At 61.3% G+C, this 14,649-nt stretch carries 15 protein-coding genes; 10 read left to right on the top strand and 5 right to left on the bottom strand.

Translation table 11 applies throughout. From position 1 onward, the window contains the following. Position 1: 1 nt before the first annotated feature. The gene (locus tag QWE_RS09900; RefSeq protein ID WP_006725974.1) at positions 2-2,341 is read right to left on the bottom strand and encodes a glucose/quinate/shikimate family membrane-bound PQQ-dependent dehydrogenase; all 2,340 of its coding nucleotides are present in this window, start codon (positions 2,339-2,341) and stop codon (positions 2-4) included. A 189-nt stretch (positions 2,342-2,530) separates the two neighbouring features. Between QWE_RS09900 and pncA the strand changes: the two genes are divergently transcribed. The 6 genes from pncA to QWE_RS09870 all read left to right on the top strand — a co-directional run bounded on the left by pncA (position 2,531) and on the right by QWE_RS09870 (position 6,655). Further along, positions 2,531-3,157 carry a bifunctional nicotinamidase/pyrazinamidase gene (pncA, locus tag QWE_RS09895; protein ID WP_040299971.1) on the top strand — a complete coding sequence of 209 codons (627 nt, stop codon included), beginning with the start codon at positions 2,531-2,533 and terminating at the stop codon, positions 3,155-3,157. A gap of 89 nt (positions 3,158-3,246) precedes the next feature. Beyond that, complete coding sequence (gene panC, locus QWE_RS09890) at positions 3,247-4,119, top strand: pantoate--beta-alanine ligase (protein WP_006725972.1); 873 nt, start codon at positions 3,247-3,249, stop codon at positions 4,117-4,119. Position 4,120: 1 nt separating this feature from the next. After that, positions 4,121-4,948, top strand: a complete 828-nt coding sequence (gene panB / locus QWE_RS09885) for a 3-methyl-2-oxobutanoate hydroxymethyltransferase (RefSeq protein ID WP_006725971.1) — start codon at positions 4,121-4,123, stop codon at positions 4,946-4,948. Between the two features lie 148 nt (positions 4,949-5,096). After that, a complete protein-coding gene (locus QWE_RS09880) occupies positions 5,097-5,438 on the top strand; it encodes a hypothetical protein (protein ID WP_006725970.1) in 342 nt (113 codons plus the stop codon). Between the two features lie 198 nt (positions 5,439-5,636). Next, positions 5,637-6,347, top strand: coding sequence for an AzlC family ABC transporter permease (locus QWE_RS09875; RefSeq protein ID WP_006725969.1), 711 nt, complete (start codon positions 5,637-5,639; stop codon positions 6,345-6,347). Beyond that, positions 6,344-6,655 carry an AzlD family protein gene (locus tag QWE_RS09870; RefSeq protein ID WP_006725968.1) on the top strand — a complete coding sequence of 104 codons (312 nt, stop codon included), beginning with the start codon at positions 6,344-6,346 and terminating at the stop codon, positions 6,653-6,655. Before QWE_RS09875 ends, QWE_RS09870 begins: the two co-directional genes overlap by 4 nt. Before the next feature lie 3 nt (positions 6,656-6,658). Here QWE_RS09870 and QWE_RS09865 read toward each other — a convergent pair whose 3' ends face one another. Continuing rightward, on the bottom strand, positions 6,659-8,494 hold the full coding sequence (locus QWE_RS09865; RefSeq protein WP_006725967.1) for an aminopeptidase P family protein: 1,836 nt from the start codon (positions 8,492-8,494) through the stop codon (positions 6,659-6,661). 265 nt (positions 8,495-8,759) lie between these two features. On the opposite strand from QWE_RS09865, the gene QWE_RS25465 reads away from it, so the two are divergent. Next, complete coding sequence (locus QWE_RS25465) at positions 8,760-8,933, top strand: hypothetical protein (protein WP_006725966.1); 174 nt, start codon at positions 8,760-8,762, stop codon at positions 8,931-8,933. A 149-nt stretch (positions 8,934-9,082) separates the two neighbouring features. On the opposite strand, the gene QWE_RS09855 is transcribed toward QWE_RS25465, so the two are convergent. From QWE_RS09855 to QWE_RS24965, 3 genes are all read right to left on the bottom strand, one after another. Beyond that, a complete protein-coding gene (locus QWE_RS09855; RefSeq protein ID WP_006725965.1) occupies positions 9,083-9,967 on the bottom strand; it encodes a 50S ribosomal protein L11 methyltransferase in 885 nt (294 codons plus the stop codon). Positions 9,968-10,055: 88 nt separating this feature from the next. Then, positions 10,056-10,655 (bottom strand): SCO family protein, encoded by a 600-nt coding sequence (locus QWE_RS09850; protein WP_006725964.1) that lies wholly within the window; start codon positions 10,653-10,655, stop codon positions 10,056-10,058. 119 nt (positions 10,656-10,774) lie between these two features. After that, positions 10,775-10,930, bottom strand: coding sequence for a hypothetical protein (locus tag QWE_RS24965; protein ID WP_085942926.1), 156 nt, complete (start codon positions 10,928-10,930; stop codon positions 10,775-10,777). 137 nt (positions 10,931-11,067) lie between these two features. On the opposite strand from QWE_RS24965, the gene QWE_RS09845 reads away from it, so the two are divergent. The 3 genes from QWE_RS09845 (at position 11,068) to QWE_RS09835 (ending at position 14,484) form a co-directional block, all read left to right on the top strand. Continuing rightward, a complete protein-coding gene (locus tag QWE_RS09845) occupies positions 11,068-11,856 on the top strand; it encodes a DUF2189 domain-containing protein (RefSeq protein ID WP_006725963.1) in 789 nt (262 codons plus the stop codon). Between the two features lie 193 nt (positions 11,857-12,049). Continuing rightward, on the top strand, positions 12,050-14,017 hold the full coding sequence (locus tag QWE_RS09840) for a methyl-accepting chemotaxis protein (RefSeq protein WP_006725962.1): 1,968 nt from the start codon (positions 12,050-12,052) through the stop codon (positions 14,015-14,017). A 2-nt stretch (positions 14,018-14,019) separates the two neighbouring features. Then, positions 14,020-14,484, top strand: a complete 465-nt coding sequence (locus QWE_RS09835) for a chemotaxis protein CheW (protein WP_006725961.1) — start codon at positions 14,020-14,022, stop codon at positions 14,482-14,484. Positions 14,485-14,649 lie beyond the last annotated feature (165 nt).

Here is a 14,649-nt window from a genome sequence, read left to right as displayed (position 1 = left end):
CTCAATCAGGCAGCGTGTAGGCGATGACGTAGTCGCCCGGATCCGTGCCCACGGAGCCATGACCGCCAGCGACCATCACGACATACTGCTTGCCGTTGTCGAGCGCATAGGTCATCGGCGTCGCCTGGCCACCGGCTGGCAAACGGCTTTCCCAAAGCTGCTCGCCGTTGGTCAGATCGTAGGCCCGCAGATAGTTGTCGACCGCTGCGCCGAGGAAGACCACGCCGCCCTTGGTGATCATCGGACCACCGATACCGGGCACACCCACCTTGAAGGGCAGCGGTAGCGGCGTCATGTCGTAAACGGTGCCATTGCGCTTCTGATAGGCGATCTCACCCGAACGCAAATCGACGCCGGCAATCGTGCCCCATGGCGGCGCCTGGCAGGGAATGCCAAGCGGCGACAGGAACGGCCCCATGATGATCCCGTAGGGTGCACCCTCGTTGCGGTTGAGCCCCTGCTCCGAGCCGGTTTCGCCCTCTTCCTTCGGCGGAATCTCGGAACGCGGCACAAGCTTCGAGGTGAAGGCCAGATAGGTCGGCATGCCGAACATCACCTGTCGCTCCGGATCGACGGCGACCGAACCCCAGTTGAAGGTGCCAAAATTGCCGGGATAGACGAGTGTGCCTTCCAGCGAGGGCGGCGTGTACTGGCCCTCGTATTTCAGCTGATGAAACTGAATACGGCACATCATCTGGTCGATGATGGTCAGGCCCCACATATTGCTCTCGGTCATGGTCGGCGGACGGAAGGTCAGATCCGAGATCGGCTGGGTCGGCGCGGTGAAATCTTCCGGGATCGCACCACCGGGTGCCGGGAGCTCGCGCACCGGAATGATCGGCTCACCCGTCCGGCGGTCCAGCACATAGATGTCACCCTGCTTGGTCGGCCCGATCAGCGCGGGCGTCACGACACCCTCGGCATTCGTCAGATCCATCAGCACGGGCTGTGCCGGGACGTCCATGTCCCACAGATCATGGTGCACCGTCTGCATGACCCAGCGATCCTGTCCGGTATTGACGTCGAGCGCGACGATCGAAGAGGAGTATTTCTCCACACTCTCGCTGCGCCCCATGCCGAGCTGGTCGGGCACCTGATTACCAAGCGGGATATAGACGAGGCCGAGTTCCTCATCGACCGAGAAGATCGACCAGCTGTTGGGCGAATTGGGCATGTAGGTCTCGTCGGAGCCGATCGGCGCCGTTTCCGTCGGGTTACCGCTGTCCCAGTTCCAGACCAGTTCACCGGTGTTCACATCGAAGGCCCGGATGACGCCGGACGGCGACTGGATCGAGTAGTTGTCGTTGACGGCGCCGCCGATAATGATTTTGCCGGCAGCGATGACCGGCGGCGAGGTCGAATAGTAATAGCCGGCCGGATTGTAGGGCATGTTCTGCTCGAGCCTGAGCGTACCGCCGTCGGCAAAATTCTCGCAAATGGCGCCTGTTCCGGCGTCGAGGGCAATCAGCCTGGCATCCGACGTCGGCAGATAGACGCGCTCGGCGCAAACGGTGCCTTCAACGGCTGTCGGATCACGGTAATAGGTGACACCGCGGCAGGTCTGATGCTGGCGATCGGATTCGAGACCGGCATTCGGATCGAACTTCCACTTCTCCTGACCGGTCTCGGCATCCACGGCAATCGCCCAATTGTGCGGCGTGCAGAGATAGAGCGTGTCGTCGATCTTGAGCGGCGTGACCTGATAGGTCGTCTCGGTCACATCCTCCGGCAGTTTCACATCGCCGGTCTGATAGGTCCAGGCGATCTTAAGGTCTTTGACGTTGTCCGTGTTGATCTGGGTCAGCGGGGAATAGCGCTGGCCATAGGGTGTCCGTCCATACTGGTGCCAATCACCGTCCGGGACGTCACCACCCAGCGCGGGTGCTGCCGCTACCTGATCGGTCGGCAGAACGCCGTCGCGATCATAGGTTTCGACGAATAGCGAGATCCCGGCAACGATCACGGCAATCAGAACCGGCGCCGCAATCGGCAGCATGGCAGTTGCCGCTCGTTCGCGTCGATCGGCCGGTCCCAGTTTTCGGCGAATGGCTGGCAACATCAGCCACAGGCCGAGGACGATGATCAGCCCGCCGCGCGGACCGAGCTGCCACCAGTCAAGTCCGACTTCAAACAAGGCCCAGGCAAGACTTCCCAAAATGAAGAGGCCATAGACCCAGAGGGCCTCGACCCGCCTCAGGAAAAGCAGGACTGCTGTCGCAAGAAACGCAAGTCCGGCGAGAAGGAAATAGAAGCTGCCCCCCAGGATCAGGAGCTGAATGCCCCCTGCTCCGAGGACAAGCCCCAGAATCCCGAAGACGACGGCGGTAACGGTGAGAAACATGCCGAATCCATTCGATGTTTTGAAAATTGCCGACATGGCCGCCTGCGGTCATGTCGGAGGACGATTTGAACGGAACGATGGAACAAGATGATTGTTCCCTGTTTCGGAACCTCTGAATTCAGGTCTTTCGGCCTTGATCCCGCGGCTGGCGATTGCCATCTTGCGCCGCACAAGAATGGGAGTGCGATCATGACCAAGGCTCTGCTACTCATCGACATCCAGAACGGCTTCTGCCCGGGTGGCAATCTGCCGGTTGCAGAAGGCGACGCGGTCGTGCCCGTGGCGAACCGTTTGATGGCGCATGGCGCCTATGATCTCGTCGTCGCCTCGCAGGACTGGCACCCGGCAAACCACGGCAGCTTCGCCTCCCAGCATCCGGGCAAGAAGCCCTTCGACATGGGCGAACTCTCCGGGCAGCCGCAGGTCATGTGGCCGGACCATTGCATTCAGGGCACGAAGGACGCGGAATTCCACCCCGATCTCGACACGACACGCTTCGACTTTATCCAGCGGAAGGGCGAAAACCCCGCCGTCGACAGCTATTCCGCCTTTCGCGACAATGACAAATCGGCCCTCACCGGTCTCGCCGACTGGCTGAAGGCAAAGGGTGTGACCGAACTCGATGTGATGGGGCTCGCCACAGACTATTGCGTGAAGTTTTCGGCTCTCGATGCGGTCGACATGCTGCCGGGCGTCAAGGTCCGGCTGATCTCCGACGGGAGCCGGGGCATCGATGCGAAGGGCGTGGAGGACGCGATCGAAGCCATGCGCGAGGCGGGTGTCGAGATCATCGACAGCAGCCGAATCGGTTTCTGAGGAATTTTCTGCAAAGGATTCGTGCGATTGCCTTTTTTCGCGGCAAGCGCTAGAGCCGAGCCAGTGAGAAGACAGGGAGGACGCCGGTCATGGAAGTCGTCACCACGATCGCCGCTTTGCGACAGAAGCTCGCGCCCCGCCGCCATGCCGGTCAGACGATCGGTTTCGTGCCGACCATGGGTTACCTGCATCAGGGCCATCTGAGCCTTGTCGGCCGCGCCAAGTCTGAAAACGACGTGACGGTCGTCTCGATCTTCGTCAATCCGCTTCAGTTCGGCAAGAACGAGGATCTGGAAAAGTATCCGCGCGACCTCGCCCGCGACAGCACCATGCTCGAAGAGGCCGGCGTCGACTATCTCTTCGCGCCCGGCGTTGAAGACATGTATCCCGAACCCATGCAGACGGTTGTCGATCTGCCGAAGCTCAGTTCCGAGCTTGAAGGCGAAGCTCGTCCCGGCCATTTCGCCGGCGTCGCGACCGTGGTGACCAAGCTCTTCAACATCGTCCAGCCGGACGCCGCTTATTTCGGCGAGAAGGACTACCAGCAGGTCACCATTATCCAAAAGATGGTCGAGGATCTCGCCCAGCCAGTGCGCGTCGTACCGGTTCCAACCGTCCGCGAGGCCGACGGTCTCGCCTGCTCCTCGCGCAACGTCTATCTCTCGCCCGCCGAACGCGCCGCAGCCGTGATCGTGCCGAAGACCCTCGCCGAAGCCGAAAGGCTTCTGCTGACGGGAATTCGCGACGTCGCGACCCTGGAAGCAAAACTCATCGAATTCCTGCAAACGGAACCGCTCGCAGAGCCGGAAGTCATAGCCATCCGCGATCCGCGCACGCTGGAGCGCATCGAGACCGTGACGACCACAGCACTCGTTCTTCTCTATGTTCGCTTCGGCAAGACCAAGCTTCTCGACAACCGCATCATCGGCCAAGCGGCCGCCACCGGCATGGAGGCCGCCTGACATGAGCACACCACCCCGCCAGAAACGCCTGACCCCGGCCGACATCACGGCATTGAAAGGCAACCGTCCGATCGTTTCGCTGACGGCCTATACGACACCGATCGCAAGGATCCTCGACCGCCACTGCGACCTGCTGCTCGTCGGCGACAGCCTCGGCATGGTGCTCTACGGCATGGACACGACCGTCGGCGTCACCATGGACATGATGGTCGCCCACGGGCAGGCGGTCATGCGCGGCGTATCCCGTGCCTGCGTCATCGTCGACCTCCCCTTCGGCGCCTACCAGGAGAGCAAGGAACAGGCCTTCCGCAATGCTGTCCGCCTGATGAAGGAAACCGGCTGTGACGGCGTGAAGCTCGAGGGCGGCGCCGAAATGGCCGAGACCGTCGCATTTCTCGTCAGCCGCGGCGTGCCCGTCTTCGGCCATATCGGCCTGATGCCGCAGCAGGTGAATACGTCCGGCGGCTATCGATCGAAGGGGCACAGCGAGGCCGAGCAGGACAAGATCCGCCGCGACGCCAAGGCGATCGACGAGGCCGGGGCCTTCGCCATGGTCATCGAGGGGACCGTCGAGCCGCTGGCGCGCGAAATCACCACCACCGTCAAGGCAGCAACCATCGGCATCGGCGCTTCGCCGGCCTGCGACGGCCAGATCCTCGTCTCCGACGACATGCTGGGCCTCTTCAACGAGTTCAAACCACGCTTCGTCAAGCACTACAGCGAGCTCGCCGAGGTGATCGAGAAGGCTGCCGAGGGTTATGCCGCTGAGGTCAAGGAACGCGTTTTCCCCGGTCAGGAACACACCTTCCAGATCCGGCCGAAGAAGTAGCCAAAATTCCGATGGGTCCCTCAGCTGACCGGAATGGTTTCTGCGACTTAACCGGTAGCTCTACGGGGTTCGATGAAGCGCGGTCGCCGCTGCGGAACGCTTACATTGAGGCTGCGACACGCCCTCATTTGCCAGTCGAGCCGGGACGATGAAAGACTATCGCCCCGACGTGATCTTTGTTGTCAGCGGCGAGGTTTGGCGCGACTTTTGTACGCTGCGTGAGGCATGGGGACACCCTCTGACAGTGGGACTGTCCGAAGAGTGCATCACCTATATCAGAACGGCCATCCGAGCCGGAGACACCGCTAAAGCGGCGCATTGGAGGGCCGTTCGGGATCTTGCCACCCAATATGGCCTATCCTGGATCAGCGCGGTCGAAGTGGATGGAACGCTGATCCAGGAGGAACCTGAATACAGTGTTTTCAGATATCCGCCGCTTTCGCAGCGCAAGCGGGTCGTGATTGACGGGCGAAGCCCGGTGTCGATCTGACCGCAATCGACAGCCGCGGCGATGAAGCCGGAGTCCGGACAATCCGTGACTTCCTTGAATGCGACTTTTCAACAAGACGCCGGCAACCGTCCACGCCAATAGGCAATCATCAATGCCGATGGTCGTTCCATCAGCGGAATTGGTTTGTCCGACAAGCCGACAGCGGCTAGCCAGCAGATAAATGTGAGAAACTGCGCCATGTCCCGATCAGATTTCACCGTGGGTGCATTGAAGGCCCTCCCCGTCATCATATCGGCCGGGCCCTTCGCTGTGCTGTTTGGCGCCGTGGCAGTCGCAAACGGCCAGACGGTCGCCGAGGCCGCCCTGATGAGCGCGACCGTTTATGCGGGTGCCAGTCAGCTGGTCGGCATCGAGCTCTTCGGCCAGGCAGTACCAATGTGGGTAGTGGTCCTCTCGATTCTTGCGGTGAACTTCCGACACATTCTCTACTCGGCGGCGATCACACCCTTCATGGATCACTTCACGCTGCCTCAGAAAATGCTGAGCTTCTTCCTGCTCACCGATCCGCAATTTGCCGAAACGCTGGCGCGTGGCGAAAGCGGTCGCAGCGTCTCCTTCCCCTGGTATCTCGGTTTCGGTGCGATGATTTACGTGCCATGGGTCGCCATGACGGCCGTCGGAGGACTGGTCGGCAAGGCGATGGGCGACCCGGCGGACTGGGGCATCGACGTGCTGCTGCCGATCTATTTTCTCGGCCTGGTGCTCGGCTTCCGCAAGCGCGGCAATTTCCTGCTGATCGTGGCGGTCAGTGCCGTGGTCTCGGTCATCGCCCAGCATCTGATCGGCTCACCCTGGCATATAAGCGTCGGGGCGCTCGCAGGCGTGCTGCTCGCGGCCTTGTTGCCGCTGCCCGATCAGCGAGCGGAGCGCGAGGAGACGATCCGATGACCACACTCCTGACGCCTTACATGACCCTGCTGATCGCTGCCGCAGCTGCCGCAACATTCGCGACCCGCATTGGCGGCTACATTCTGGTGAAGCGCCTGAAGCACATGCCGCCCCGATTGGAAGCGGCGCTGAACGCCGTTCCGGCAGCGGTGTTGACGACGCTCGTCGCGCCCGCCTTCTTCTATGGCGAGATCGACGTGAAGGTCGCCATGGCGGCGGCCTTCCTGATCGGCTTGCGCTTCGGTGCCATCCCGATGCTGATCGGCGGCTGGGCCGCCGTCATGGTGATGCGGCAGTTCGTCGGCTGACGCTCAGCGCCCAAAGGGCGCCGTTGCCTGCTCCAGCCACTCCCGGGTCGAAGCGTCCGGGATCAACGGCAAGAGCTCGGCGCGCGTCTTAGCGTGATACGCATCCAGCCATTGCAGCTCATCGCGCGTCAGGAGGTCCTCGACGATCAGCGCGCGGTCGATCGGCACGAAGGTGAGCGTCTCGAAACCGAGCATCGGCTGGTCGCCACCTTCGATCGCCTCGGCTTCGCGCACATAGATCAGGTTCTCGATGCGGATACCGAAGCTGCCCGGGCGGTAATAGCCGGGCTCGTTCGACAGGATCATGCCGGGCAGCAGCTCCTGCGTCGAAAGCCGGGCAATCCTCTGCGGCCCCTCATGCACCGAGAGATAGGAGCCGACGCCATGGCCCGTGCCATGGGCAAAATCGGCACCGGCCTTCCAGAGCGCGATGCGCGCCAAGGGATCGAGATCGCAGCCGCGAGTGCCTTTCGGGAATCGGGCCGTGCTGATCGCGATCATGCCCTTGAGCGCCAGCGTGAAGAAACGCTTCTGCTCTTCTGGCACCTTGCCGACGGCAAGCGTGCGGGTGATGTCGGTGGTGCCGTTCACATATTGCGCACCGGAATCGATCAGGAACATCTCGGCCGAGCGGATCTGTCGGTCGCTTTCGGTGGTGACACGGTAGTGCATGATGGCGGCATTTTCGCCTGCCCCGGAGATCGTGTCGAAGGAAATGTCCTTGAGCGGGTTCTGCATACGCTCGCCAACCGCCGCACGCACCGCTTCGAGCTTCTTCGCCGCCGCAATCTCCGTCAGGCTGCCATGCGGCTGTTCGTTGAACCAGTGAAGGAACTCGACAATCGCCACACCGTCCTGCAGATGTGCGGCCGCCGAACCGTTTAGCTCGACCATATTCTTCACCGCACGGCCAAGCTTCGCCGGATCGTTGCCCTCGACCACTTCGCCACCGCTCTCGCGGATCATCCGCGATAGGGCGTAAGGCGTGAGGTCGGGATCGACCAGAATGCGGGCACCGTCAAGCGCAACCCGCTCGATGCGTTCGGAAAGAACCGCCGGATCCACCTGCTCGCAGAGATCGCGCAGATAGCTTTCGACTTCGAGGTTGGTCTTTGCGCTGTCGAGGAAGAGTTCGGCCGAACCATCGGCCTTGATGATCGCACGCGAAAGCGGATGCGGCGTGTGCGGCACGTCACTGCCCCGAAGGTTGAAGATCCAGGCCACCGACGAGGGATCGGCGATCAGGACGGCAGCCAGATTCTTGTCGCTGAGATCGGCGGCAATGGTCTTCAGCTTGTCTGCAGCAGAAACACCGGCCTGGTTCAGCGCTTGGATCATGACGGCGCCCTTCGGCTCGGCTGGACGGTCGGTCCAGAGGCGATCGACGGGATTGAACGGCAGGAAGACGAGACTACCACCCTTGTCGGCCAGCGCCTTCTCCAGCCGCCGGACTTCCGCACCCGTATGGGTCCAGGGGTCAATGCCGAGACGGAAACCCTTCGGTGCACGGTTTTCGATCCATTTGTGCGGCGGCTCGCCGACGAGGTCGCCCGGCGTGAACACCGATGCGTCGACCTGCTGGGCAAGCTGCGTAACATAGCGGCCGTCGACGAAAACGACGGCGAGCGTCTCGGTCACCATCAACATGCCGGCGGAACCGGTAAAGCCCGTCGCCCAGGCGAGACGTTCGGCGGACTCAGGCACATATTCCCCGAGATACTCATCCGAGCGCGGAACGAGCAGTCCATCGATCTGAAGATCGGCAAACAGCGCGCGAAGGGCTGCGATCCTGGACTTGCCGTGAAGCGGCGTGGACTTGACCTCAAAGGACTGAAACATGGCATGGCTCGCGATCGGTTTCGGATTCTGTCAGGGCTTATAGCAAGGCCACATCGCCCTCACCACCACCACCGCACGCTTTCGCAGCATATGCGCGCCAGCCGGTCGGGTTATGCCACAATTTCAAGCAGACCTTATGCTGCTATGCAGCAATCGCAGACCTCCCGTGCTTCAAGCCCTCTGACTGAGCACCGCGGATCAGACTATATCATAGTCATCCAGGACGTGAGAAACGAAGCGTCCGCAACCGAAAAGGAACCGAGAGATGGCCAAGTCTTTCCTGCGCACTGCCCTCAACAATCTCGTCGAGGCACGCCAGCGCCGCGCCGATCTCTATACGACGGGTGCCCTTCTGTCGCTCGACGACGCATCGCTGGAGGCCATGGGCCTGAAGCGCGAAGAACTGCGCCGTCGTCCGCATCAGCACTCGATCATCTGAACGGCGATGATCTGAACGACCGTCCAGTCTAGCATCCGCTTGAGCGCTCCTCCCACGCTCGCGGACCCCGGCGCGGCATGATGCCTGTGCCAAAAAGGCGGCTCCTTGCGGGCCGCCTTTTTCTATTCTGCGGTGGCTGACGTTAGGTGTCAGCCCTTCCCTTGCGTAAAGTGGATGGTCACCCAGCCGTTGCGCCAAATCGTCTTCACATGCGACAGGCCGCGACCGCTATAGGCCGCAATCACCTTCCAGCGCTGCTCGGCCAGGATACCGGAGAGAATGACGGAGCCGCCCGGCGCCAGATGCGTGACGAGCTGCGGCGCCATCTTGATCAGCGGCCTCGCCAGGATATTGGCAATCACGAGATCGAAGGGGCCGTGCTCGCGGAAAGCTGTCGAGTGAAACCCGGGAGCCGTGCGAAAGTCGATACCCTCGACGATCTGGTTGCGACGGGCGTTTTCCTTGGCGACACGCACGGCGATCGGATCGATATCCGTCGCGAGAACGGGCACGGGAAGCAACTTGCGCACGGCGATTGCCAGCACGCCACTGCCGGTGCCGAGATCCAGCGTGTTGCGCACCTTGCGAGAGCGAACCACCTGCTCGATCACTTCGAGGCAGCCCGCCGTCGTGCCATGATGGCCCGTGCCGAAGGCCTGGCCTGCATCGATCTCGATCGCAACGTCGTGCGCCTGCACCTTGTCCCGATCATGCGAGCCATGCACCAGGAAGCGACCGGCGCGCACCGGCTTCAATCCCTCGAGCGACTTGGCGATCCAGTCGATATCAGGGATGACTTCCCGCTCGATCGTGGCATCCGCAAACTCATCCGCCAGCAGATCCTGAACCCGTGGCAGCACTTCGTCTTCCTGATCGGCCATCAGATAGATCGAGGCCTCCCAGATATCCGCCTTCTCGTCCACTTCCGTGGTCGCGATCGCATAATCCTCCTCGCCGAAAGCGAAGCTCATCAGATCGAGGATCCGGTTGGCGTTCTTCTCGGTGGTGGTCACATAGAGGCGGATTTCGCTCACGGTCAGGTCTTCCTCGGAGGTCACGGGGGTCAGGCGTTGCGGTACAACGCAATCGCACTCATGGCAACCTCCGCCAGGGGACGGACCGTCAGCCCTTCATCAGGTTTTCGAGCTTCTTGACGGCCGTATCCGGGTTCTCGCCATAGGCAATCGTGCCCTTGAAGCGTCCCTCGGCATCGAGGAGGAAAACGGAGGCCGTGTGATCCATGGTATAGTCACCATCCGGCTGAGCTTCGTCGAGCGGGATCTTCTTGGCATAGACGCGGAAGCCCTTGACGACTTCGGCAATCTTGGCGGGATCACCGGCAATCCCGGTAATGCGGTCCGTCACGTTGGAGATGTAGCGACCGAGGAGCTCGGGCGTGTCCCGGTCGGGATCAACGGTCACGAAATAGGCCTGCAGCCCCTTGGCGTCGGGATCGACCTGCTTCAACCAGCCATCCAGCTCGAAGAGCGTAGTCGGGCACACTTCCGGGCAATGGGTGAAGCCGAAGAACAGAGCCGTCGGCTTGCCGCGGAAAGCCTGTTCGGTGATCGGCTGGCCATTCTGGTCGACGAGCTGGAACGGCACACCGAAGGGCGCCTCCGCGATCTTCTGATCCGACTGCGTGACCGAATAGGTCAGCCAGCCGAGAACACCCGCCATGACGACCACCGCCGCCCACAAGATGACCCTGACCGTTTTCATGATGGCATTTCCTTGAATCCGAATTTCTCGCCCAGCCGGATAAGCCTCCCGTCGCGAGAAGGCAATTCAACTCGGTGTAAATGGCAGAACGAGCGCTGATTTGTCACGGACCACGGCGGCTAGAAGCAATAGGCCAGACCGGATTCGATCAAGGTCAGGAAGATGTCCGATCCGTAGCGCATCCAGCCGAGAAAGACAGCCAGAGTGAACAACGTCCCCGCAAGCATCAGGGCGGTCAACGGCAACCATTTCTGTGAGCGGGCGACATCGGACATGCCGTATCATAGCGCAGTTCGTTCAGGATGAAACGCGAGAATTTGAACTCCCGGCCCTGCGATTTGACGGATATCAAGGAAGGCCCATGGTAGTTTCTGACAGATTGTCGCAGGACCGCATGTCTTGGGAGGGACGCATGGAACAACAGGCACTCGATCGGGGCTCTCTGCCGAAGCTGCAGATCAACCGGCTGCGCATGGACGATATCCGTGCCGCCTTCTCCGACGGGTGGAGTGATTTTCGCACCTATCCCGCCTACGGCCTGTTCTTCGGTGCGATCTATGCGGCGGGCGGCATCTTCATCGCTGTGATGCTCACCTACTACCACCTGCCATGGATGATCATTCCGGTCGCGATCGGCTTCCCGCTGATCGGACCCTTCATTGCCGTCGGTCTCTACGAAATCAGCCGTCGGCACCGGCTTGGCGAACCCGTCAGTTGGAAGGCGATCCTCGCTGAAGTCTTTCGCCAACGCGAGCGGCAACTGTCCTGGATGGCCTTCGTCGTGCTCTTCATCTTCTGGATCTGGATCTACCAAGTGCGCCTGTTGATGGCGCTCTTTCTCGGCTTCCGCGTGCCCGCGACCCTCGACGCCTTCGTCAATGTCGTGCTCACCACCCCGGAAGGTCTGCTCTTCCTCGCCGTGGGCACGGTTGTCGGGGCTGTGCTTGCGACGATCCTCTTCACCGCCACGGTCATCTCGATGCCGCTGCTTCTCGATCACGATGTGGACTTCGTGACCGCGATGCTGACAAGCATGCGCACGGTGATCGAGAACGCCGCTCCCATGCTCGTCTTCGGACTGGTCATTGCCGCCTTGGCCATCCTCGCCATGGTGCCGCTTTTCCTCGGGTTGCTTGTCGTCCTACCTGTCGCAGGACACGCGACGTGGCACCTTTATCGTCGCGCGATCACCGCCACCTAACCCGGCCTAAGACCCGAATTTGCCCCCTGATCGGCCATTAGTTCTTGATTAACTAATATTAGCGATTCTGCGTCTGCATCTGGCCTTTGCGGGCCAAGCGGACATGACCGTCCCCCGGGCACTCCATCCCCCGGATTGCGCATGACATGTCACCGGTGTGCAGGGGCAACCGGGACAAAGGCTGGGGAGTTTCATGGTCAATCTCATCACGGGTAAAGACCTGTCCGTCAAACAGCGTCTGATGACGCTGGGCGCCGCGGCAGTGCTGGGCATCGGCTCGATGCTGGCCGTCGGCTGGTACCAGAACGCACGCATATCGACGGCAATCCACGACTCGATCGAGATCAAGAACGAAGTCGAGCGCATCAACGAGATGCGCCTCGCCAATGCCAACATGGTGCTGGCGGCCATGGATACGATCATCGACCGCGGCGAAGGAAGCATCCAGCCGGAGCGCATGGAGATCATCAATGCCGCGGTGACCCTTCTTCGGGATGGTGCTTCCGTCCTTGCATCCGTTGCGGCTGAAGCGGGTGCGCCGGGCGAAGTCGGCAGCTATGAAGCTGACCTGAACGCGGTGGCGCAAGCCATCCAGGTGGATCTCAAACGCATGGTCGAGACCGGCGCGCCGGAAGCAGACTACGCAGCCATCGACGACGCGATCGACGGTTCGGGCGAGCGCCTTGGCGACGTGCTCAACAACCTCTCGGCGCTCGGTGGCAATCTGGTCGAAGACTTCGCCAACGAGGCGACCCGTCGAAGCAATCAGGCGCTGACCTTCCAGCTTGGGCTGGGCAGTATCGCCTTCTTCTCGGTCATCGCACTCCAGCTCATTCACGGCAATTCGATCGCCAACGGCATCCGCCTCGTTCGCACGAGCATGCAGCGCATCATCGACGGCGACTATCAGACGGAAGTCGCCGGCACAGACCGGCAGGACGAAATCGGCGGCATGGCCCGTTCGGCAGACATATTCCGCAAGGCGGCCATCGAAAAGCACGACCTGGAGGAGGCAAGCCGTTCCCAGCGCCGGCAGAACGAGACAGAGCGAGAAAGCCGCACCGCGGCCATGGAAGCCGACACGCGCGCCCTCAAGCTCGCGGTCGATGCGCTTGGCGAAGGACTGACCCGCCTGTCTCAGGGCGATCTCTGCGCTAGCATCGCCGGCCCCTTCCCGCAGGATCTCGAGCGGCTCAGGATCGATTTCAACGAAGTGGCCTCGAACCTCAAGCGGGTCATGACCGAAATCGCGACCAACAGCAGCTCAATCCGCGCCAACAGCCAGCAGATGAAGAGCGCCGCAGACGATCTTGCGCGCCGTACGGAGCAGCAGGCTGCATCGCTCGAGGAAACCTCGGCCGCCCTTTCCGAGATCACCGAGACCGTCAAGACGGCAACCGACCGGGCCGAAGAAGCCAGCCACATGGTCGACAATGCCAAGGACTACGCCGAGAAATCCGGCGCGGTGGTCAACGACGCCATGTCCGCGATGAACCGCATCGAAGATGCCACCGACGAAATCGGCAAGATCATCAACGTCATCGATGAAATCGCCTTCCAGACCAATCTTCTCGCTCTCAACGCCGGCGTCGAGGCAGCCCGTGCCGGCGAAGCGGGCAAGGGCTTCGCCGTTGTGGCGCAGGAAGTCCGCGCCCTCGCCGGACGCGCTGCCGATGCGGCACGTGACATCAAGACCCTGGTCACCCGTTCCAACGACGAAGTGCGCTGCGGTGTGGAGCTGGTGACTGCGACCGGACAGGCGCTCCACCGGATTGGCGAAGATGTTTTACGAATTAACGAGCACGTTAAGGCAATCGTTACCAGCGCGAGAGAACAATCGGTTGGACTGAGCGAGATCAATTCGGCCGTCAGCCAGATGGACCAGGTCACGCAACAGAATGCCGCGATGGTGGAGCAGACCAATGCGGCGAGCCACACACTGGCAAGTGACGCGGAAAACCTTTCGCGACTTGTCGGACAGTTCAAGGTGAACTTGGGCGAAGCTGCTCATGACCAATATCAGGAGGCTGCGCGCGCCGCCTCCCCTCAGAGACCGTCTCCCGCACGGGCGCTGATGAACAAGGTTGCGGGATCATTTAACCGTACCGCCACGGCAACAGCCTCTGCTGCCGCAGCACAGGAACACTGGGAAGAGTTCTGAACATGAGCAATGCCATCAAACAGTCGGGTGCCTATCTGGAAATCGTATCCTTCCACCTCGGCGACCAGGAATTCTGCATCGACATCATGGCCATCCGCGAAATCCGCGGTTGGGCACCGGTCACTCCGATGCCACATACCCCCCCTTACGTTCTCGGCCTGATCAACCTGCGCGGCGCCGTCATCCCGGTCATCGACATGGCCTGCCGTCTCGGCATGAAGATGACCGAACCGTCGGAACGCGCTGCGATCATCGTCACGGACATCGCCGGCAAGCTGGTCGGTCTCCTGGTCGAACAGGTTTCGGACATGATGACGATCAAGAGTGAAGACCTGCAGCCGGCACCGGAGATCATCCCGGAAGCCCAGCGCGCCTTCTGCCGCGGCATCGTCGCACTCGAGAAGTCGATGGTCTGCTTCCTCAACCTCGACACCGTCATCGCCGACGAGCTTGCTCAGGCAGCTTGAGCCGACTTCCCTTCCCAGGAAAATGCTCCGTATCCGCGGGGCATTTTTTCTTCAGCTTCCTTGTGAACGCGATCGGCCTCACCGATGGCGTGTATTTTTGTTGTAAGAAATTATGACGAATATCCGTTATTATGTATAAATAATTTTAACGCTTGCCGGAACCCT

Origin of the sequence: Agrobacterium albertimagni AOL15, from assembly GCF_000300855.1 — a bacterium.
GTDB classification, from domain to species: Bacteria; Pseudomonadota; Alphaproteobacteria; order Rhizobiales; family Rhizobiaceae; genus Allorhizobium; species Allorhizobium albertimagni.
The sequence above is the reverse complement of the archived record's forward strand: the minus strand, read 5'-3'. Positions and strand labels throughout refer to the sequence as shown.

Coding starts and splice junctions, on each gene's coding strand:
- panB (WP_006725971.1), top strand. CDS start 4,121: ATGAGCACACCACCCCGCCAGAAACGCCTGACCCCGGCCGACATCACG.
- QWE_RS09840 (WP_006725962.1), top strand. CDS start 12,050: ATGGTCAATCTCATCACGGGTAAAGACCTGTCCGTCAAACAGCGTCTG.
- QWE_RS09865 (WP_006725967.1), bottom strand. CDS start 8,494: ATGTTTCAGTCCTTTGAGGTCAAGTCCACGCCGCTTCACGGCAAGTCC.
- QWE_RS25465 (WP_006725966.1), top strand. CDS start 8,760: ATGGCCAAGTCTTTCCTGCGCACTGCCCTCAACAATCTCGTCGAGGCA.
- QWE_RS09880 (WP_006725970.1), top strand. CDS start 5,097: ATGAAAGACTATCGCCCCGACGTGATCTTTGTTGTCAGCGGCGAGGTT.
- QWE_RS09900 (WP_006725974.1), bottom strand. CDS start 2,341: ATGTTTCTCACCGTTACCGCCGTCGTCTTCGGGATTCTGGGGCTTGTC.
- panC (WP_006725972.1), top strand. CDS start 3,247: ATGGAAGTCGTCACCACGATCGCCGCTTTGCGACAGAAGCTCGCGCCC.
- QWE_RS09845 (WP_006725963.1), top strand. CDS start 11,068: ATGGAACAACAGGCACTCGATCGGGGCTCTCTGCCGAAGCTGCAGATC.
- pncA (WP_040299971.1), top strand. CDS start 2,531: ATGACCAAGGCTCTGCTACTCATCGACATCCAGAACGGCTTCTGCCCG.
- QWE_RS09870 (WP_006725968.1), top strand. CDS start 6,344: ATGACCACACTCCTGACGCCTTACATGACCCTGCTGATCGCTGCCGCA.
- QWE_RS09875 (WP_006725969.1), top strand. CDS start 5,637: ATGTCCCGATCAGATTTCACCGTGGGTGCATTGAAGGCCCTCCCCGTC.
- QWE_RS09850 (WP_006725964.1), bottom strand. CDS start 10,655: ATGAAAACGGTCAGGGTCATCTTGTGGGCGGCGGTGGTCGTCATGGCG.
- QWE_RS24965 (WP_085942926.1), bottom strand. CDS start 10,930: ATGTCCGATGTCGCCCGCTCACAGAAATGGTTGCCGTTGACCGCCCTG.
- QWE_RS09835 (WP_006725961.1), top strand. CDS start 14,020: ATGAGCAATGCCATCAAACAGTCGGGTGCCTATCTGGAAATCGTATCC.